Origin of the sequence: Halomonas sp. AOP13-D3-9, from assembly GCF_052379125.1 — a bacterium.
In the GTDB taxonomy this organism is placed as follows: Bacteria; Pseudomonadota; Gammaproteobacteria; order Pseudomonadales; family Halomonadaceae; genus Vreelandella.
Genome location: NZ_JBQSYH010000004.1, coordinates 21,102 through 40,454 on the forward strand (window position 1 = coordinate 21,102; position 19,353 = coordinate 40,454).

General features: G+C 53.0%; 17 protein-coding genes. 12 read left to right on the top strand and 5 right to left on the bottom strand.

Features of this window, described 5'->3' with window-relative positions; all coding sequences use genetic code 11:
- The first annotated feature begins 117 nt into the window (after window positions 1–117).
- A complete protein-coding gene (gene rpiA / locus ACT3UM_RS05285; RefSeq protein ID WP_498896756.1) occupies window positions 118–792 on the top strand; it encodes a ribose-5-phosphate isomerase RpiA in 675 nt (224 codons plus the stop codon).
- A gap of 10 nt (window positions 793–802) precedes the next feature.
- On the opposite strand, the gene waaA is transcribed toward rpiA, so the two are convergent.
- The 3 genes from waaA to ACT3UM_RS05300 are packed head-to-tail and all read right to left on the bottom strand — an operon-like array spanning window position 803 to window position 4,623.
- Window positions 803–2,095: a lipid IV(A) 3-deoxy-D-manno-octulosonic acid transferase gene (waaA, locus tag ACT3UM_RS05290; protein WP_498896758.1), complete on the bottom strand. Its 1,293-nt coding sequence runs from the start codon at window positions 2,093–2,095 to the stop codon at window positions 803–805.
- 10 nt (window positions 2,096–2,105) lie between these two features.
- On the bottom strand, window positions 2,106–3,536 hold the full coding sequence (hldE, locus tag ACT3UM_RS05295; protein WP_498896760.1) for a bifunctional D-glycero-beta-D-manno-heptose-7-phosphate kinase/D-glycero-beta-D-manno-heptose 1-phosphate adenylyltransferase HldE: 1,431 nt from the start codon (window positions 3,534–3,536) through the stop codon (window positions 2,106–2,108).
- Complete coding sequence (locus ACT3UM_RS05300) at window positions 3,526–4,623, bottom strand: glycosyltransferase family 9 protein (protein ID WP_498896762.1); 1,098 nt, start codon at window positions 4,621–4,623, stop codon at window positions 3,526–3,528. Before ACT3UM_RS05300 ends, hldE begins: the two co-directional genes overlap by 11 nt.
- On the opposite strand from ACT3UM_RS05300, the gene ACT3UM_RS05305 reads away from it, so the two are divergent.
- The 8 genes from ACT3UM_RS05305 to ACT3UM_RS05340 all read left to right on the top strand — a co-directional run bounded on the left by ACT3UM_RS05305 (window position 4,622) and on the right by ACT3UM_RS05340 (window position 13,466).
- Complete coding sequence (locus ACT3UM_RS05305; protein WP_498896764.1) at window positions 4,622–5,341, top strand: 3-deoxy-D-manno-octulosonic acid kinase; 720 nt, start codon at window positions 4,622–4,624, stop codon at window positions 5,339–5,341. The two genes, ACT3UM_RS05300 and ACT3UM_RS05305, sit on opposite strands and share 2 nt — an antisense overlap.
- A gap of 84 nt (window positions 5,342–5,425) precedes the next feature.
- On the top strand, window positions 5,426–6,799 hold the full coding sequence (locus ACT3UM_RS05310; RefSeq protein ID WP_498896766.1) for an O-antigen ligase family protein: 1,374 nt from the start codon (window positions 5,426–5,428) through the stop codon (window positions 6,797–6,799).
- The gene (locus tag ACT3UM_RS05315; protein WP_498896768.1) at window positions 6,796–7,740 is read left to right on the top strand and encodes a glycosyltransferase family 8 protein; all 945 of its coding nucleotides are present in this window, start codon (window positions 6,796–6,798) and stop codon (window positions 7,738–7,740) included. The genes ACT3UM_RS05310 and ACT3UM_RS05315 overlap by 4 nt, the downstream gene beginning before the upstream one ends.
- Window positions 7,737–8,891: a glycosyltransferase gene (locus ACT3UM_RS05320; protein WP_498896770.1), complete on the top strand. Its 1,155-nt coding sequence runs from the start codon at window positions 7,737–7,739 to the stop codon at window positions 8,889–8,891. The genes ACT3UM_RS05315 and ACT3UM_RS05320 overlap by 4 nt, the downstream gene beginning before the upstream one ends.
- Window positions 8,888–9,670, top strand: coding sequence for a glycosyltransferase family 2 protein (locus ACT3UM_RS05325; protein WP_498896772.1), 783 nt, complete (start codon window positions 8,888–8,890; stop codon window positions 9,668–9,670). Before ACT3UM_RS05320 ends, ACT3UM_RS05325 begins: the two co-directional genes overlap by 4 nt.
- Before the next feature lie 3 nt (window positions 9,671–9,673).
- Complete coding sequence (locus ACT3UM_RS05330; protein WP_498896774.1) at window positions 9,674–10,741, top strand: glycosyltransferase family 4 protein; 1,068 nt, start codon at window positions 9,674–9,676, stop codon at window positions 10,739–10,741.
- A gap of 5 nt (window positions 10,742–10,746) precedes the next feature.
- A complete protein-coding gene (locus ACT3UM_RS05335; RefSeq protein WP_498896776.1) occupies window positions 10,747–11,721 on the top strand; it encodes a glycosyl transferase family 90 in 975 nt (324 codons plus the stop codon).
- A gap of 167 nt (window positions 11,722–11,888) precedes the next feature.
- Window positions 11,889–13,466: a sulfatase-like hydrolase/transferase gene (locus ACT3UM_RS05340; protein WP_498897215.1), complete on the top strand. Its 1,578-nt coding sequence runs from the start codon at window positions 11,889–11,891 to the stop codon at window positions 13,464–13,466.
- Here the strand turns inward: ACT3UM_RS05340 and waaF are convergent.
- On the bottom strand, window positions 13,456–14,499 hold the full coding sequence (waaF, locus tag ACT3UM_RS05345; RefSeq protein WP_498896778.1) for a lipopolysaccharide heptosyltransferase II: 1,044 nt from the start codon (window positions 14,497–14,499) through the stop codon (window positions 13,456–13,458). The two genes, ACT3UM_RS05340 and waaF, sit on opposite strands and share 11 nt — an antisense overlap.
- A complete protein-coding gene (gene rfaD, locus ACT3UM_RS05350; protein WP_498896780.1) occupies window positions 14,492–15,448 on the bottom strand; it encodes an ADP-glyceromanno-heptose 6-epimerase in 957 nt (318 codons plus the stop codon). The genes waaF and rfaD overlap by 8 nt, the downstream gene beginning before the upstream one ends.
- Before the next feature lie 109 nt (window positions 15,449–15,557).
- Between rfaD and glyQ the strand changes: the two genes are divergently transcribed.
- From glyQ to gmhB, 3 genes are all read left to right on the top strand, one after another.
- The gene (glyQ, locus tag ACT3UM_RS05355) at window positions 15,558–16,529 is read left to right on the top strand and encodes a glycine--tRNA ligase subunit alpha (RefSeq protein WP_498896782.1); all 972 of its coding nucleotides are present in this window, start codon (window positions 15,558–15,560) and stop codon (window positions 16,527–16,529) included.
- A complete protein-coding gene (gene glyS / locus ACT3UM_RS05360; RefSeq protein ID WP_498896784.1) occupies window positions 16,529–18,595 on the top strand; it encodes a glycine--tRNA ligase subunit beta in 2,067 nt (688 codons plus the stop codon). Before glyQ ends, glyS begins: the two co-directional genes overlap by 1 nt.
- Window positions 18,596–18,737: 142 nt before the next feature.
- Entirely contained in the window at window positions 18,738–19,289 is a 552-nt protein-coding gene (gmhB, locus tag ACT3UM_RS05365; RefSeq protein ID WP_498896786.1) for a D-glycero-beta-D-manno-heptose 1,7-bisphosphate 7-phosphatase, read from the top strand.
- The last annotated feature ends 64 nt before the right edge of the window (window positions 19,290–19,353 follow it).

The window sequence follows — 19,353 nt, forward strand, 5'->3', positions numbered from 1 at the left end:
CGGCGTCTAGCCGGGTTGCCATCGGCAGGCGGCGTTTAGACCGCTATACTAGCGCCACGAGCACTTCTCTGACTAACTCTCTCGACACTAACCATACTTTGACCCACTAGGCTGACTATGAACCAGGATGAACTGAAGGCCGCCGTAGCGGATGCAGCGATTGAAGAAATTAAAGCTCAGTTGGAAAAGGATACCATCTTAGGGATTGGCACCGGCTCCACGGCGAACCTGTTTATCGATCGCCTAGGGCCGTTGCGTGACCGCTTTAAAGGCGCGGTAGCGAGTTCTAAGGCGAGTGCCGAGCGTCTTGAAAAACTAGGCATTGAGGTATTTGAGCTTAATAGCGTAGGCACAGTTCCCTTTTACATCGATGGCGCAGACGAAGTGAATGCTCACTTACATATGATTAAAGGCGGAGGTGCTGCGCTTACCCGCGAGAAAATCGTAGCTGCCTGCGCAAAACGCTTTATCTGCATCGCCGATGGCTCAAAGTACGTGCCCCAGTTAGGTCATTTTCCGCTACCGGTAGAAGTCATCCCTATGGCACGCTCCTATGTCGCCCGCGAGCTTGTCGCACTTGGCGCCGAGCCGGTCTATCGCCAGGGAGTGGTCACCGACAATGGCAACCAAATTATCGACTGCTATGAATTTATGATCGCAGATCCGGTGTCCATGGAAGCGCGCATCAACGCTATCGTCGGCGTGGTGACCAATGGGCTGTTTGCTGCCCGCGGCGCGGATGTTCTGCTGCTAGGCAAAGAAGATGGCGTAGAAAGGATCGCGCTTAAATAACGCTGCTGCGTTACCGGGGCAGCAGGGCCTCCAGCCCAGCCAGGGTACGGGCCAGGGCGCCTTTGTGTGCCTCAATCACCGCGCGCCCTGCTTGCCCAGCCTGTTGGGCAAGCTCCGGCGCAGCAAGGTAGCCCGCCACTGCCTCTGCTAAGGCGTCAGGGGTGTCGACCAAGGTGAGCGCACCTGCTGCTTGCAGCGGCTCTGCCACATCGGCAAAATTTTCAATTGAAGAGCCACTGAGCACCGGGCGTCCCAAAGCCGCCGGTTCAAGTACATTATGCCCGCCCAGCGACACTAGACTGCCCCCGACAAAGGCCACACGGCCCGCTGTATAAAGCATCGCCAGTTCACCCAGCGTATCCCCCAGGTAAACCTGGGTTTGCATTGTGACGGGCTGCTGCTGGCTGCGGCGACTGAATGCCCAACCCTCTGTTTGGCACAGCTTGGCCGCCTCGTCAAAGCGCTGGGGGTGGCGGGGCACCAGCACGAGCAGCGCATCAGGGTAGCGCTGCAGCAGTCGGCGATGGGCCTGAAGCAGCAACGCTTCTTCGCCTTCGCGAGTGGAGCCCGCTACCCAAACAGGACGCTCGCCCCATTCTCGAAGTAAGTGCTCACCCTCTTTTATCGCTTTTCCTGGGCTGACTAATTCAAATTTTAACGAACCGACTGTATGCGTGATGTCCGAACTACAGCCTAGGGCAATAAAGCGTTCTGCGTCTGCCGGTGATTTGGCGGCTAGCCAACTAATCTCGGCAAGCGTGCAGGCCATCAACGGGCGCAGCCGTTGGTAACGCTTAAAAGCCCGAGGCGATAAGCGCCCATTCACTACCGCCACGGGTAGCCCCTGCTGACGACAGGCGTGGATCAGATTAGGCCATAGCTCGGTTTCAAACAGAATGGCAAGCTCGGGTTTAACACGCTGCACAAAGCGTTTGGCAGCACCAGGAAAGTCCAGCGGCAGGAAACGATGGGCAAGCCTGGCTTGATCGGCTAGGGATTGCTCGCCAATCAGCGCCTTGGACTGCTGGGCACCGGTGGCCGTCATGGTGGTGAGCAGTAGGCTATGGGCTGGATAGCGTTCTAATAGCCCCTCTATCAGCGGACGCGCAGCGCGTATTTCTCCCACCGAGGCGCAGTGCAGCCAAATGCGCGGTGTGGGTGGAAGCGGCTCAAGGCGCAACCCCAGCCTCTGGAGACGTGAGTAAGTGGGCACTTGCTCATGCCAGATACGCCAGCCAATCAGCGGTGAGAGCGCATACAGCGCCGCTGAGTAGGCAAGACGAGGCCAAGTGGGTAAAGCCATCAGAGGTTTCTTAGCGCTCACGATCTAGAATCGAACTAATCATCGCCGAGGTCGAAACGCCGTCTTCAAAACCCAGCACTTTAACCTCGCCACCATTGGCCATAACGGCTGCGCCCCCGGCGATATCTTCTGGCCGGTAGTCGCCGCCTTTGACTAAAATATCCGGCAATACCGCTTCGATCAGCGCCTGGGGGGTATCGTCACTAAACGGCACGACCCAATCGACGGCGCCTAACCCCGCCAACACCTGCATACGCCGATGTAAGGGGTTGATTGGACGCTTAGGGCCTTTTAGCCGACCAATGGAGGCGTCGTCGTTAACCGCGACGATTAAACGATCTCCCAGCCGTTTAGCCTGCTCCAGATAAGCGACATGGCCTGCGTGTAGGATATCGAAGCAGCCGTTGGTCATGACCACTCGCTCACCACGTAGCTGAGCAGCCCTTACAGCTTCTATCAGCACGTCTGGCTCAATGACCCCAAACTCGGCCAGCTTATCGCCGTGTAGCGCGGTGTAGAGCTCGGCGATCGACAGCGTGGCTGTACCCGGTTTGGCCACTACCAATCCGGCCGCTAAGTTAGCGAGCATCATCGCTTCGGGAAAGGCGTGGCCCGCCGCCAGTGCGAGCCCCATCAAACCAATAACGGTGTCCCCTGCCCCTGTTACATCGAAGACCTCCTGAGCGCGGGTAGGTAAGTGCAGCGGCGCGTGGCCTTCGCGGATCAGCGTCATGCCCTTTTCGCTGCGAGTAATCAGCAACGCTTCCAGCTCCAACTCCGCGCGCAGTGCTTCGCCACGACTCGATAACTCGGCATCCGTCGCACAGGGGCCAACCACCGCTTCAAACTCGATGAGATTGGGGGTGATTAAACTAGCCCCACGATATTTGCTGAAATCTTGCCCTTTCGGATCGATCAGCACTCGCTTGCCCTGGGCCCTTGCGTTGGCAATCAGATTTTCCACCTGATTCAGGGTACCTTTGCCATAGTCGGAAAGAATCACGACGTCGCAGTCGGGTAGCGCCCGTTCTACCTGCGTCACTAGCTCGCTAGTATCAACACTGTCCAACCGCTGCTCGAAATCCAGACGCAGCAGCTGTTGGTTACGGCTCATCACACGCAGCTTAGTGATCGTGGGTATTTCAGCACTACGCTGAAAGTAAGTACTTACACCCGAGGCATTTAAACTGGCTTGTAGAATCTGCGCGTTGTCATCGTCGCCGATCACACCCGCCAGTACGGCATGGCCGCCAAGGGAGGTAATGTTCAGCGCCACATTGGCCGCCCCACCTGGGCGATCTTCGACATCTTCCACCCGCACAACCGGCACCGGCGCTTCGGGGGAAATCCGAGAGGTACCGCCATGCCAGTAGCGATCTAGCATCACATCGCCGACCACTAGCACGCGGGCATGCTCTAAGGCGGTTAAATCAATTTTCATCGTTGCTCCCTGCGCTGGCGGCAGAGACGGAATGCGCCAGCAGTGTATCCAGTTTAGCGATAACATCGTCTGCTTTAATCAGCATCATGGCGCTGGGGTGACGCACCCGCTGGCCCCAACTCACCTCGTCTACTGACTTATGCAGATAGGTACGCACCGCTTCAGGATAAACGTTCACTGCAAAATCACGCCATAAATAGGGCGCGGCACGCTGGGGATTGGTGGACGCATAAAGCCCCAAAGCAGGCGTTCCCATCGCATTGGCCATATGGATAGGGCCGGTATCCGGCGCTATCACTGCTTGGGCTTGATCGATCAGCGCTAAAACCCCTTTTAGCGAGGTGCCGCCAATGGCATTAATTACGCACCCAGGCTGGCAAAGCGCTTCAATTTGATCGCCAATTTCCCGCTCCAGAGCACTGCCACCGCCGGTCAACACGCTTTTAAGACCGTGCTGCACCCAGGCGTGTTCAACCACGCTGGCATAACCCTCTACCGACCAGTTGCGAAAATTACGCAGACGCACGTTGCTGCACGGGTTAATCACTAGGTACGGGGCGTCACCGCTGATAACCCGCGCTTCGTTACGTGCCGTGTCAGGCACCGGCAAGTCCCAAGTTAAGCGATCATCCTCTACGCCAAGCACTCGGGCAAAGTCCATAAACGACTCCAACACATGGGCATTGGGGTGCGGCGCAAGCTGATGCTGAGTGAACCAGTGCTGAGCATCTTTGGCGCGCGCCTTGTCATAGCCCACGCGTACGTCAGCCTTCAGCCCTAACGACAGCACGCTGGCACGGATGGCCTGCTGCATATGCAGCAGCACATCAAAGCGCGTATCGGCAAGCTGACGCCATAACGCGCGCATACCGGCAAGACCGGTCGACTTGTCGTAAACAACGAACTCGACCCCGGATAGCCCCGCCAGTAGACTGTGCTCCCCCTTACCGATAATCCAGGTAATGCGCGCATCGGGCCACTGGCGCTGCAACGCCCGCACCGTGGGCACAAGATTGCACACGTCTCCTAGGGCGGAGAGGCGCAAAATGGCAATGTGGTTAGGCTGAACAGGCAGAGAGGGCTTCATGCGCTTAGCGGCACTCCGGCAGAGAAATTGGCTGATTTTACATGATGTAGACAGTTTATGTGACGCGCCGGGAACACACCAAATTGATCCCGACCTATTCACTAGCGATTACTGGCGTGAACGCGGGTTAATTGTGGGCGAAGCGCCTGGCCGGGGCAGCAGCCTGTTTTTACAGGCAACGCCAACCGAGCAGTGGGTGCTAAGACCCTACCGTCGCGGCGGTATGGCAGCCAAGCTCAGTGAAAAACGCTACTTATGGACTGGCGCTGAGCGAACCCGGGCATTTCGTGAGCTGCGCTTGACCGCCGCGCTGTTTGAGCAAGGGCTTCCTGTCCCACGCCCCGTTGCGTGCGGAGTTTTCAGATCTGGGCTGACTTATGAAGCCGCGTTGATCACCGTGCGCATTGCCGGCGCCAAAGCATTCGCTGAGCTACTGGTCAACGACTTGGCCGATGAAGCGCTGTTGCAGCGTGTAGGTGCTATGATTCACCGCTTTCATCAAGCGGGGCTTGATCATGTCGACCTGAACGCGCGCAATATTTTGATCGATCCTACTGGTGCACCTTGGCTAATTGACCTGGATCGCTGCCGCCTTCGTGGACCGGGAAAATGGCAGAGAAATAATTTAGCTCGCTTAGAGCGCTCGCTAGGTAAATTTTCTGCTGCCCCTCACAGCTCAGACGCAATGGGCAACATTCTAAAAGGTTATTTTGGCTAAACGTATAACGAGACCCACTCAAATTAGCTTTTTTGAAATGCCTGGCAATCCATCGATGCGGCAAATAACTGAGAAATTGAGTATATGCAACGAAAGATCCCTTCGAGCTTATGGGAAACACATTATTTAGGAAAAACGCCCCTACCTTTAATAGTGATAGGTGTGTTAACTACGTTGTTTTACGTTTTTTCAAAACCGCACTTTGACGATTTTAGCGATCTTAATAAGTTATTATTATCTATCACCGGTTTAGTTAGCATAAAAATCTATGCCAACTCCATATGGAAGCATCATGTCCTTCATATGCTGTGGTGGGCTTTACTCTTGGCTGTGTGTCATTGGTTTTATTTAACGCTGACACTTCCACACCTGGCAGGTGACTACCCTAAATTGGATCACATTGCCCGACTGTTTGTATTTGTTATTTTTGCCTGGTGGCTTGCGGGAAGTACGCGAAACACACTTCTTTTCTGGAGTATTGCTAGCGCAGCCGTCGTACTGGCACCATGGATCGCGGGCAATGGACTCGCTGATTTTCAACTTGGTTTTCTCGGCGAACGCATTGGGTTTGGCATTCGTAACGTTCAGCATTCAGCCATGTTTTTTGGCACGGTTCTAATGGGATTGATCATTTTCCTGCCTCGGCTGCTAAGAGCTCCTTTCCAGCACTATGGAAAACTGACCCTATGGAGTCTAGCTTTTCTTGTCATCATCGCTGGCGTTATCATTTCGCAAACCCGCGCTACTTGGCTCGGAGTGTTTGCAGGTTTGTTAACGGTATGTCTGTTCGTTTTTATCGAGTACCGGAAACGTATTTCAAACAAATATTTACTATCAATTTTCCTACTATCAACGTGTTTAGTTATTCTTATCATTAGCAACAGCTCTTTAGTGATTGAAAGAGCCACTGCAGAGTTGGATACCATTCAGGCACTACTGAGAGGTGACTGGAGTTCTGTGCCTTTGTCAACTGACGAAGTACGTTCTAGTGTAGGAGAGCGATTGTATAGTTGGCGCGCCGCCATCGATATGATTGCCCAGCGCCCTTTGCTGGGCTGGGGTGAACAAGGCGTTGATTATTTGTTTGATCATATCAAATATAACCAAGCACATTATCAAGCCTTAAATTTTGGTCATCTACATAACCTCTATCTTGAAATCACACTACAGTATGGATTAGTAGGCCTAGCCGCTTACTTTTATTTAGTCATATGGTTTATAAAAAATGCCTGGTCCGCATGGAAACGCGGTGATATGCCAGGTGATATTCTGCTATTTTTATATGCTTTTATATGCTTTTGGAGTGTGGTTAACCTTTTCGAATCATACTTGATATTTTGGACAGGGGTATTTTTGTTTAATGTCGTTCTGGCAGGCACCCTTACTCACATATGGAAACCCGCATTGCGGTCTAACAGTTCAAAAGCCAATACTCGTATCGAAAAGGATCTGCCATGATTACTATTGTCCTGTGCTGCGATGAAGGGTATGTCGACAAGGCGGCAGCCGTCATGGCATCCACTATTTGTCACAGCGAGACACCTGAAGCGCTGCATTTCCATTTATTAGGCTACCAGCTATCTACTCATAAGCATCAACAGCTGCACCGCTGGTTTACGACACTGCCTGCATCGCTAACGGTCATCGAAGCGGAGAACAATAGCTGGCCAGAGTTAACATTAGGCCGTTTTGGTCCCGCCGCCATGCTACGCCTAGGCATGCACAATTGGCTGCCATCCAGCTGCCAGAAAGTTATTTATTTAGACTGCGATCTAGTGGTAATAGACGATATCGCCAACCTGTTGTCATTCGACATGCAGGGGGCTCCCTTAGCCAGTGTGGCTAATCTACAGGGAACCGAACTGAGTCGAATGGGCCTGGGTTATCAACACTATTTTAATTCCGGTGTCCTTGTAGTGGATCTAGAAGGGTGGAAAGCTCGCAATGTGCTAGGCCAAGTAGAGCAGATATTAAAGCAGCACGATTACAGCCTGAGCTATCCCGATCAGGACGCCTTAAATCTTATTTTCCAAGATTGGTATCGACTACCCATGCGCTGGAATATGCAGCCATACGCTTATCCAGCAGTGGAAAAAAAAGTATCTCACTATGCCCATTGGCAGCAGGAACTTGAATACGCAACCCGTGATCCAGCGATCATCCATTTTATTGGCGCAAAGAAACCATGGCACACGGACAGCCGCCATCCGCTTGCCTATTTATATCAACACTATCTTTCATTAACCCCCTGGCCGCAGTCGGTTAGCGTTCCCCCTCCGCCCCTACAACAGCGCCTCAAGCAAATGCTGGCGTGGTTTAAGACTCGGCGGCGGCGTCAGCAGTTGCAGCGCAAGCCGGTGTTACAACTTCCCTCACACCAAAAGGACTCGCCCACATGAAGGTATTGATTGTCGTGCGTACGTTAAAAATTGGTGGCATGGAACGGGTAGCAGTGAACCTTGCTGATGCCTTTGCCGAGCAGGGCCATGACAGCCATTTGATGTACTTTAAGCGGCGGCCTCCTCAGTTAGCGCCGAACAATGAGCGGGTCAATGTCCACCATTTCGCACTTTCACGTGCCATTTGGACATCGGGTGTGGGCGGTATTATTGAGGTGGCAGCTCGCCTGCTCAATAGCGCGTTTCGGAAAAGCTATTTTTTATTGTCAGGCTGGTGGGGCGGAAAACTTTTTCGTCGCGAAGTACGTCGCCTTGAGCGCCAACACGGTGCTTTCGACCGAATTATTTTCCGCGGCATTGGTACCTTTGAAACGCTATGGTCTTTCCAAGACCCGCGCGCCTGTTATGTACTGGAAAATATCGTCAAACCTACCTCAGGCCAAGCTCCCTGGCTGGAGCGATTAAAAGCACGCTGTCTGTTTCATAATAAACATCTGATTAGCGTATCTCACGGTGTCGAAAAACAGATCGCAACGTCCATGCAGGCGCTAAAGGTGCAGCCATTATCACTGAGAACCATCACCAATCCATGCCCTTTAGCGGCCATCCGAAAGGCGATGCTCGAAGACTTCCCCGAGCAGCCCAATTTCCCCTATTTACTCAACGTAGCCCGCTTGGTACCGCAGAAGAATCATCACCTACTGCTGCGGGCGTATGCCAAGATGCAGACCACCCTTCCGCTGGTGATTGTCGGCGAGGGGCCCCTGCGCAAAGAGCTGGAGGCGCTAGCCATTGAGCTGGGCATTGCGGCACGCGTTACTTTTGCGGGCCGACAATTAAACCCTTACCCTTGGATGCATCATGCGCGTCTCTTCATTTTGAGCTCCGCCCACGAAGGACTTGGCATCGTACTGCTCGAAGCACTGGCCTGCCAAACCCCCATTGTCTCGGTCGATTGCCCAGGCGGGGTGCGTGATATTATGGCCGATGAGCTGGAAGCTTACCTTTGTGAAATGACACCGGAGGCGTTAGCGGCCCGTGTTGATGGCATTCTTGAAGCGGACGGCTACGCTATTGATGAACGTTGGCTGGAACGTTTTTCTCCAGCACACATTACTTCCGCCTTTCTGCAAGAGATGCCTGTTTCATGATATCGGCTAATATTATTACCTTTAACGAAGAAGCCAATATTGCGGACTGCATTGCGTCTGCTCGCCAAGTATGTGTCGACATCGTTGTAGTGGATTCAGGCAGCCAGGATCGAACCACCGCTATCGCGCGTGAGTTAGGCGCCAAGGTGGTGCAACAGGCCTATTTAGGCGACGGCATTCAAAAAAATATCGCGCTAGCGCATGTAACGTATGACTGGGTGCTCAGCTTAGACGCCGATGAACGCCTAACCCCGGAAATGGTCGAAGCGATTCGTCAACTCGACCTTGCGACAACCGAACATGATGCTTATGCCTTCCGCCGTCGCAATATGATTGGCTCACGCTGGATTAAAGTCTGTGGCTGGTATCCAGATTACTGCATTCGACTCTACAACCGACACCATGCTCGCTTTGCTGATGTAAAACAGCACGCTAGCATAGGGGCTTCCAACCCCAAGCGACTTAACGCCGATATAGTGCATTACTCCTTTGCTAACCTAGGCCAGTTATTTGCCAAGCCAGGGCGCAACTTCAGCGGTCGTGCGGCCAAGATTATGTTTCAGAAAGGGAAACGAGCCAACGCTTTTTCACCGTTTGCACATGGCCTGAATGCCTTTGTACGCAAATATATATTTCAGCGAGGCTTTATGGGCGGGGTAGATGGCATGACCGTTGCGATCAGCGCAGGACTCAATAGCTACTTAAAGTATGCCAAGCTACTCGAATACCAGCGTGATCCAAAAGTGCTTGAAGCGGAAGATTTTAATAAGGTTTGGTGATCAATGCATATCACGCATGTAAATTTAGCACGTGGATTTCGCGGTGGCGAACGCCAAACTGAGTTATTAATTAAAACGTTAGCAGAGCAGACATCAAACGATATTTCGCAAACGCTGGTTTGTCGTCGTGACTCCCCCATGCGCCGGCACCTGCAGGGTGTAGCGCGACTCAATTTTCAGTCAGCCAATTATCAGTTAGCCGGACATTTTCATCTCGGCGAGACATCGTTCGGTAAGACACGGCAGGGTAATACTCATTTGGTACATGCCCACGATGCCAAAGGCGTTCATTGGGCTTACTTACACTATCGTTTAAAAGGCACGCCCTATTTAATTACGCGCCGTGTCGATTCGCCCGTCAAACGTAAGTGGTTCAACCAGCAGTGTTACTCTCATGCATCCGCCAGAGTGGCCCTTTCCCACGTCATAAAGCGTCTTCTGGAAGACAATCAGTGTGGCGACGTTACTTTGATACCCAGTGCCTATGCGCGCTTAACGCCCTCGCCTGAGGCGATCAAAAATTTTCGCAATGACTTTGCCAACAAATTTTTGGTGGGCCATGCAGGCGCCGTGGTAGACCGTCATAAAGGTCAGCGATTGCTGTTACAGGCTGCGCAGAAGCTTGAGCATCAAGCACCTGATATACAGTTTATTTTACTAGGCGATGGCGAAGATGCAGAAACGCTAAAAGCAGAATCCTCGTCACTTACCAATGTCTCCTGGCTGGGGTTTAAAAGCAATATTGCCGACTATCTGGCGGGCCTGGATGTGTTTGCATTTCCTTCACGCAATGAAGGCTTGGGCTCCGTATTGCTGGATGTCATGCAGCTAGGCGTTCCTGTCATTGCTACCAAGGTTGGCGGCATCCCCGATATCGTCAAGCATGAGCAGACGGGATTACTGATCCCGTCCGGCGATGCCGATGCGCTGGCTAACAGCATTATGCGATTAAGGCAGGACGCCGTTCTTCGGCAACACTTGGCCCAAGGAGCCACTGAGCGTTTAGATCATTATAGCCCTCAGTCAATGACTGCAGCGTACTGGCACCTCTATCAAACAATAGTGAGTTAACGATTATGCTTGCGGCTACTGCAAAAGCGCATAAGAACCTCCATAAGCTAAGCTTTTATGCGCAACATACCGTTCACCGCCTGATTCCCAGTACGCTTCTGCAACGGCAAAGATTAAATTTACTTCGTTCACTAGAACGATTGTCAAAAGCGGAACAGCAGCAGCTACTTCTCCGAGTTAACTACTGTAATCAACTGGAGAAAAACGTTGAACTGCCTGAAGAGGCTATAAGTTTATCTAGTTTCAAGCGCGAAAAAAGTGGCACCTATTACTTAGACTTACTCAGCGTGTTGCGCTATTTTCCGCCTGAACTACGCTTCTGCCATCGGTTTGGTGATGTAACCACCGTGCCGGACGCGCCTACCCTAGTGAAAAGCCGACCCATTAATGAAAGCAATCAAAACTCAATTTTACTTAAGTTAAACCGAGTTCGTCACTACTACACGGTAAAAGACCCTTACCACTATGATGACAAGCTCGACCTTGTGGTATGGCGAGGTTCTTGTCATCAAGAGCATCGGCGTCAATTCATTCGAGACTTTTATGATCACCCACTATGCAACGTGGGCGATATTCACAAAAACGCGCATGGTCAGCCCTGGCATCGCCATTTTATGTCGGTACTGGAGCAACTGAAATATAAATTTGTGCTCAGTATAGAAGGCAAAGATGTTGCCACAAACCTCAAATGGATAATGGCCTCTAATTCGCTCTGTTTTATGCGACGTCCACGCTTTGAAACATGGTTTATGGAAGGCACGCTGTTACCCGATTATCACTATGTACAGCTCAAGGATGATTATTCAGACCTTGAGGAGAAAGTCACCTATTACCGGGAAAACCCCGCTGCGGCAAAAAAAATTATCGCTAATGCGAACCGCTACTTTGCTCAATTTATGAATACCGATCAAGAGCGTATGATTGGTCTTTTGGTCATGCAGAAATATTTCGAGCGCACCTATCAACTTCCCTCCGAGTAGCCGTTATCATCAGAGCAATTAATTTTCTGTAGTGCACCCTTTTTCACTATTTATATTAGGTAAATATCATCATACGTTATCGCTCTTTCACTACATTGGATACCGCTAGGCTCGCCGCCATTGCATTGATCCTCATCGGCCTCTGCCTGGGTTATACCGTCACGGTAATGACCCGCCTGCCATGGTGGACGCTATTTTTTGTTGCGGCGGCATGGATTGGTGTGGGGCTTAAGCTACGCTGGGGACGGCCTGCCAACGCTCGTTATCGCAAAATGTGGCCCTGGTCGCTGCTACCATTAAGCCTGTGGGGCGTTTACGTTTACCTGGCGGATAGCTTTGGCATTGTCGATCTAGGGGCGGTATTTTTTCACCTCCAGGCAGGTATTGCCGAGCATGGTGGCGCAGGCAAAATGCTTATCGCGGTGCTCTATACGCTGATAATGATCGGCGTACTGGCTGCCGTGACATGGTTATCACGCCACGACCAGCGCTGGCGGTTAGCCGAGCGCTTCTTTGCTATTTTATTGCTGGCTAGCAACCCGCTGCTTTATGGCCTAGGCCAACGCAGCGCCTCGATAGTCACCGATGACGGCGCCTGGCTGGACCGTCGTTACAAGCCGCCCCCCGCTGAGGAGCTAAGGGACGCCCCTAACTTACTCATCCTATATTTGGAAAGCATTGAGCGCACCTACGCCAACGAGCTATTTGGCGATGTCTACGCCGACCTCAACGTGCTGGGTGAGCGAGGTGCCGTCTTTGAAGGCGTGCGCCAAATGGATAACACGGGCTGGACCATGGCAGGCATGATCGCCAGCCAATGCGGTGTACCGCTAATGCCCGCAGGCCTCCTTCACGACAGCCAGTTTGACCCCCTATCTAAAGTCGTTCCTGGCGTCGACTGCCTTGGTGACATCCTCGCTGCACAGGGATACCAGCTGAGCTATTTAGGTGGTGCCAGTACGCAGTTCGCAGGTAAAGGACTGTTCTACCGCGGCCACCAATTCAATACAGTGAAAGGACGTGAAGAGTTAGAGCCTCTGTTAGAGGATCCTGAGTATGTAAATAGCTGGGGACTGTATGACGATACGCTGTATGACATTACCGCCGATGAGATCAGGCGTTTAGATAGTCAGGATAGCGGCCCCTGGGGCGTGGTTAGCCTGAACTTGGCAGGCCATGCGCCCAATGGCTACCCCTCACAGTCGTGCGTCGAAGAACAGGGGGAATTCGATGGACAGGATATTCTTTACTCGGTGGAGTGCGCTACTTGGCTTGCACGAGACCTAGTTGAACGCTTGGACTCGGAGGGCCTTCTCGATAACACCTTAGTGGTCATACTCAGCGATCATCTGACGATGCGGGTTTCAGTGTGGGATCAACTGACCGCATTAGATCGTGATAACACGCTGATTATGCTGGGTAACGGTATTGAGCCCCAGCGTATTCGCCGCGACGCGACCATGCTGGATGTTTTCCCCACGCTGTTAGATGCGCTGGGCTTTCGTTTGGAACGCGACCGAGCTGGATTAGGTACTTCACTTTTCAGCAATAACCGAACGCTAGTAGAGGCGCATGGCATCGAGGTGCTTAATGAGCGCTTGCAGGAAGAAACGGCGCTTCAGCACCGCCTTTGGGAGGGCATCTCCCCTCAGCGGCGCGAGCCCGATGAGTCTTCAGCCCCCTCTCCAGAACAAACCGTTGAGACGCCTGCGGACAAAGCAGACGAAGTTGAGCTCATCCATTAACGTTCACGCTCTCCCACTGATGAGTCGCGTGAATCTGCTGATGGACTTGCTCAACGCTGAGCTGATTAAGACAGTTGGTGTGCCCCAACGGGCAGGTACGCTGAAAGCAGGGAGAGCAGGAGAGCTCTAAGTAGTGGATGACGGCGTTGTCGGTCAAAGGCGGCGTGTAAGCGGGCGATGAAGAGCCGTATAGCGCATGGACACGAACACCTACCGCTGCTGCCACATGCATTAATCCCGAGTCATTGGTGACTACCTGCCGACAATCTGCCAGCAGATCAACCGCATCGGCCAACTGCGTTTTGCCACATAGATTATGGGCATGGGCAAGTCCCTGAGTAATCTCCTCTCCCGCCGGATGATCCTTTGCCCCACCGAGTACGCGTACTTCAAACCCTTCTTCCACCAGCCGTTTGGCTAAGCTGTGAAAGTAGCTTACCGGCCACTGCTTGGCGGGGCCGTACTCAGCACCCGGCATCATACCAATCGCCGCGCGCGAAGAAAGCGCGTGAGTTAGCCGCAAATTGACCAAATTATTATGGTCAATTTGCAGGCGTGGCTTGGGCAGCGCAAAGGCACCGCTAGCCGCTTCTTCCAGGGGCAGGCCTAGCGATACAAAGCGCTTTACCGTTTGATCCAGCACCTGTTTATCGAGTTTGCGGCGCTCCTTGAGAAGCCCATAGCGGTGTTCGCCCAAAAAACCTATGCGTTCAGGTATACGCGCCATAAAGGGCACCAACGCTGCCTTCCAAGAGCGTGGCAATACAATGGCACGATCAAAACGGCCACGCAGGCGGTTAGCGAGTTCACGGCGACTGGCCAAGCCAAATTGACCGTGGCCCACTGCCAGCGGCAGCACTTCGTCCACTTCGGGCATGCGCTCTAAAATAGGCTGAGACCACGCGGGTGCAACCACGCCTATTGTCGCCTCTGGCTGACGGGCTTTTAAGGTCATAAACAGGCTCTGTGCCATGACCATATCACCCACCCAGGAAGGGCCAATCACCAGCAGACGCTGAGCTGAGTTAGCCATTTAGCCACTCCAGGTAGGCTTTCACCCCTTGAGCAACGGTTTTAAACTCAACATCACAACCGCTCTCACGTAGCTGACCAATGTCAGCTCGGGTATAGCTCTGATAGCGTCCTTTGAGTTCTTCGGGGAAGGTAATGTAGTCGATCTCACCTTTACCGTAAAAGTCGATAACCGCCTCGCCAATGGCTTTAAAAGGCTCAGCCCGACCAGTGCCAAGATTGAAGATTCCTGACTTATCAGGATGATCCAAAAACCAAAGATTCACATCGACCACATCGCCCACATAAACAAAGTCGCGGCTCTGCATGCCGGCATCAAAACCATCATAGGCACCAAACAGCTTGAGCGTTTCGCCGTTACGAATTTGCAGATGATTGTGATAGGCCACGCTGGCCATTTTGCCCTTATGCTGTTCACGGGGGCCGTAGACATTAAAGTAACGAAACCCCACCACCTGGGTGGTTAACTCGCTCCAGCGCGAGCGCACGTGCTGATCAAACAGCAGCTTTGAGTAGCCGTATACGTTAAGTGGTTTTTCACACTCGGGCACCTCTTTAAACACCTCGCTGCCGCCATAGGTAGCGGCTGACGAGGCGTATAAGAAGGGAATGCCCTGCTGCTCGCAGTAATTAAGTAGCACTTTGGAGTACTCGAAGTTATTTTCCATCATGTAGTGGCCATCCCACTCGGTAGTATCCGAGCAGGCGCCTTCGTGAAAAATCGCTTCAATCCTGGGTAAATCGACGCTTTCACCCTTCAGAGCCGCTTTTACCCTGGCGAGGAAATCATCTTTATCGAGATAATCCGCCAGCGTGCAGTCGGCTAAATTGACAAATTTGGTACCATCGCGTAGATCGTCAACGACCATCACATCGTTTCGACCACGGGCGTTCAATGCTTTAACTATGTTGGCCCCGATAAAACCGGCACCGCCTGTTACCACAATCATACTGTTCTCCTTACCTAAAGCGGCTTGTTGGCATACGTGCCTATAACCCATCTGCCTAGGATTGTATACTTGACGCCTTATGAATTCATGGCCAACGGTGCTTTCCGCGATGAGTGTCTCGACAAACCAATCGACACCTGATGTGTCGACCTTTCAAGGCTTGATCCTTGCTCTGCAGCAGTACTGGGCAGAACAGGGTTGCGTCATCCTTCAGCCGCTCGATATGGAAGTCGGTGCGGGCACTTTCCACCCCGCTACTTTCCTGCGGGCGATTGGCCCCGAAACCTGGAATGCTGCCTATGTACAGCCTTCCCGCCGTCCTACTGACGGCCGCTATGGCGAGAACCCTAATCGCCTTCAGCACTACTATCAATTTCAGGTAGTGATGAAACCATCGCCAAGCAATCTGCAGGATCTCTATCTGGGCTCGCTTAAGCGGCTTGGCCTTGATCCGCTGATTCACGATGTACGCTTTGTCGAAGATAACTGGGAATCCCCTACCCTGGGCGCCTGGGGCCTGGGCTGGGAAATCTGGTTAAACGGCATGGAAGTCACCCAGTTTACCTACTTCCAGCAAGCCGGGGGCATAGAATGCTACCCGGTCACCGGCGAACTGACCTATGGGCTTGAGCGTATCGCCATGTACCTGCAGGACGTCGATAGCGTTTACGACCTCGTCTGGGCCATTGCTCCCGATGGCAGCAAAGTGACCTACGGCGATGTCTACCTGCAAAACGAGCGCGAACAGTCCGCCTACAATTTTGAGCACGCTGATGTCGACCAGCTGTTTGCTAACTTTGATCACCAGGAAAAAGAGTGCGGCAAACTGCTCGCTGCCAGCCTGCCGCTACCAGCTTACGAACAAGTACTGAAAGCATCGCACACCTTCAACTTGTTAGACGCCCGTCACGCTATTTCGGTCACCGAGCGTCAGCGTTTTATTTTACGCGTTCGCACCATGGCGCGAGACGTCGCCACTGCATACTTTGAGTCGCGTAAGGCCGAAGGTTTCCCCATGGCGCCAGAAACACTTCGCCGGGAACTGTTACAAGAGCTACTCGCCGATCAGGGAGACGACTAATGGCTGTTAATACGCTTTTACTGGAACTGGGTGCTGAAGAGTTACCGCCCACGGCCCTGGACGCGCTTTCCGATGCGTTTGCCGCAGGTATCGCAAAAGGGCTGCAAGAAGCCGACGTGCCCTTTGCCAGCGTTAGCGCTTTTGCGACCCCACGGCGTTTAGCGGTACAAGTGCGAGAACTGGCCGATAAACAGCCCGATCGTGATGTAGAGCGCCGGGGCCCGGCGTTAGCGGCTGCCTTTAAAGATGGCGTAGCCACTAAAGCGGCGGAGGGTTTTGCCCGCTCTTGCGGAGTGAGCGTAGATGAGCTGATTCATTTAGAAACCGATAAAGGCACTTGGCTAGGTTTTCGTGATCAGCAGCAGGGTGAAACTATTCAAGCACTGCTGCCCGAGATTATCCGCAAAACCATCGCTACCCTCCCCGTACCCAAAAACATGCGCTGGGGCGCTTCCCGGGTTGAGTTTTCACGCCCGGTGCACTGGCTGGTGGCACTTTACGGTAGCGATGTCGTAGCCGCTGAGGCGCTTGGCCTAGAGGCGAGCTGCACAACCTACGGCCACCGTTTCCACGCGCCTGACGCTATCCAGCTGGCCCACGCCGATGAGTATGTGGCTGCCCTGGAAAATGCCTATGTGTTGGTGGATCGGGAGCAACGGCGTGAGCGTATCCGCGAACAGGTGTTAGCAGAGGCTGAAGTGCAGGAAGCCAATGCGGTTATCGACGAAGACCTTCTGGTAGAAGTGAGCGGCTTGGTTGAATGGCCGGTAGCACTGACCGGTAGCTTCGATGAGCGCTTTCTGGAAGTGCCCGCCGAGTGCTTGATCTCCTCAATGAAGGCTAACCAGAAATACTTTCACCTGCTGGATGACGCTGGCAAGCTGAAACCGCTGTTTATCACCATTGCCAATATCGACAGCGCTGACCCCGACCAAGTCATTGCCGGTAACGAAAAAGTCATTCGCCCACGCTTGGCCGATGCAGCGTTTTTCTACGACACCGACCGCAAACGCACCCTTGCTTCACGTATCCCTCAATTGGAAAGCGTGGTCTTCCAGCAGCAGCTAGGCACCCTGGCAGATAAAGCCCGCCGCAGCACGGTTATTGCGACCTTTATTGCTGAACAGATCGACGGCGATGTGGCTCACGCCAAGCGCGCCGTAGCACTAGCAAAATGTGACCTCGTAACCGAGATGGTGCTCGAATTTCCTGAGTTACAGGGCATCATGGGCCGCTACTACGCGGATCAGGATGGCGAGCCAGCAGAGGTTTCCCAAGCGCTTGAAGAGCAGTACCTGCCGCGCTTTGCTACCGATGCTATTCCCCAAAGCGCCACTGGCAAGGCATTGGCCCTGTCTGATCGCCTGGATACTCTGGTGGGTATTTTCGGGATCGGCCAGCGCCCTACCGGCGCAAAAGATCCCTTCGCTCTCCGTCGAGCCTCAATCGGTGTGCTTAACATCCTGGTTAAGGGCCAATTGAATCTTGATCTGCGTGAGCTGCTCACGGTTGCCGCAGAACAGCACCAGGGTCTCCCTAAAGCCGATGGGCTAGTTGAGGATGTGTTGACCTATATGCTTGATCGCTTCCGCGCCTGGGGCCAGGAAGAGGGCATCAGCGCTGAAATGTACCTTGCCGTGCGTGCACGCCCGGTGACTAACCCGCTCGACTTCGCTCGTCGCCTGCGCGCGGTTAAGGCCTTTGCCCAGCGTGATGAAGCCGCAGCGTTAGCGGCAGCTAATAAGCGGGTCTCAAACATTTTGAGCAAACAAGCCCATGATGGCAGCACCCAGGTCGATCAACACTTGCTCCAGGAAGATGCCGAGCGAGCGCTGTACGATGCTGTGACGGGTAGTCAGGCGCAGGTTGCACCGCTATTTATTGCGGGTGACTATCAGCAAGCGCTCGACGCACTTGCCACATTACGCGATCCAGTGGATGCCTTCTTTGACCAAGTAATGGTGATGGCGGACGACCCGGCTATTCAGCGTAACCGGTTAGCGTTACTAGCTAGCCTTCAAGCGCTGTTTTTGGAAGTGGCCGATATTTCACTGCTTCCTCAGTAGCCATACCGTTTTTACCCCATTCAAGCCCAACAGCCTTAGCTGCTGGGCTTTTTTACGATCCACGGAAAGATGTGTTTCACGTGAAACATTCATCTCTGGTCAGCTAATATAGTCTGACAGTATTTCAGGATATAGGGTTGCTATGCTAAGAGCTGCGAAGCTGGTTATTTTGGATCGTGATGGCGTCATCAACCATGATTCCGATAACTACATTAAATCCCTTGATGAGTGGGTGCCCTACCCCACTTCAATCACCGCCATCGCCAACCTTACTCGTGCGGGGTACAGCGTAGCTGTAGCGACTAATCAGTCGGGTATTGCCCGCGGTTATTACAGTGAAGCAACGCTCCATGCCATGCATGATCACTTAAAAGCACTGGTCGAGGCTGAAGGCGGGCGTATCGCCCATATTGCTTTCTGCCCGCACGGTCCAGATGACAAGTGCCAATGCCGCAAACCGCTGCCAGGAATGCTGCTACAGATCCAGCAGGCACTAGGGCTAGAAGATTTAACAGGGAGTTGGATGGTTGGTGATAGCCTGCGGGACCTACAGGCGGGCGAAGCCATAGGTTGCAAAACGGCGCTGGTCAGAACCGGAAAAGGGCTTAAAACTGAACAAAAAGGCACCGGTCTTGAAAAGGCTGAGATCTTCGATGATTTAGCGCAATTTGTTGAGTGGTTAATGAATAGATAACCGGCATAAAGTGGAGAGTCTTGATCGCTCTTCTTATATGAGAAGCTTCGGCTGAAAGACAACT

Coding starts and splice junctions, on each gene's coding strand:
- rpiA (WP_498896756.1), top strand. CDS start 118: ATGAACCAGGATGAACTGAAGGCCGCCGTAGCGGATGCAGCGATTGAA.
- waaA (WP_498896758.1), bottom strand. CDS start 2,095: ATGGCTTTACCCACTTGGCCTCGTCTTGCCTACTCAGCGGCGCTGTAT.
- hldE (WP_498896760.1), bottom strand. CDS start 3,536: ATGAAAATTGATTTAACCGCCTTAGAGCATGCCCGCGTGCTAGTGGTC.
- ACT3UM_RS05305 (WP_498896764.1), top strand. CDS start 4,622: ATGCGCTTAGCGGCACTCCGGCAGAGAAATTGGCTGATTTTACATGAT.
- ACT3UM_RS05300 (WP_498896762.1), bottom strand. CDS start 4,623: ATGAAGCCCTCTCTGCCTGTTCAGCCTAACCACATTGCCATTTTGCGC.
- ACT3UM_RS05310 (WP_498896766.1), top strand. CDS start 5,426: ATGCAACGAAAGATCCCTTCGAGCTTATGGGAAACACATTATTTAGGA.
- ACT3UM_RS05315 (WP_498896768.1), top strand. CDS start 6,796: ATGATTACTATTGTCCTGTGCTGCGATGAAGGGTATGTCGACAAGGCG.
- ACT3UM_RS05320 (WP_498896770.1), top strand. CDS start 7,737: ATGAAGGTATTGATTGTCGTGCGTACGTTAAAAATTGGTGGCATGGAA.
- ACT3UM_RS05325 (WP_498896772.1), top strand. CDS start 8,888: ATGATATCGGCTAATATTATTACCTTTAACGAAGAAGCCAATATTGCG.
- ACT3UM_RS05330 (WP_498896774.1), top strand. CDS start 9,674: ATGCATATCACGCATGTAAATTTAGCACGTGGATTTCGCGGTGGCGAA.
- ACT3UM_RS05335 (WP_498896776.1), top strand. CDS start 10,747: ATGCTTGCGGCTACTGCAAAAGCGCATAAGAACCTCCATAAGCTAAGC.
- ACT3UM_RS05340 (WP_498897215.1), top strand. CDS start 11,889: ATGACCCGCCTGCCATGGTGGACGCTATTTTTTGTTGCGGCGGCATGG.
- waaF (WP_498896778.1), bottom strand. CDS start 14,499: ATGGCTAACTCAGCTCAGCGTCTGCTGGTGATTGGCCCTTCCTGGGTG.
- rfaD (WP_498896780.1), bottom strand. CDS start 15,448: ATGATTGTGGTAACAGGCGGTGCCGGTTTTATCGGGGCCAACATAGTT.
- glyQ (WP_498896782.1), top strand. CDS start 15,558: ATGAGTGTCTCGACAAACCAATCGACACCTGATGTGTCGACCTTTCAA.
- glyS (WP_498896784.1), top strand. CDS start 16,529: ATGGCTGTTAATACGCTTTTACTGGAACTGGGTGCTGAAGAGTTACCG.
- gmhB (WP_498896786.1), top strand. CDS start 18,738: ATGCTAAGAGCTGCGAAGCTGGTTATTTTGGATCGTGATGGCGTCATC.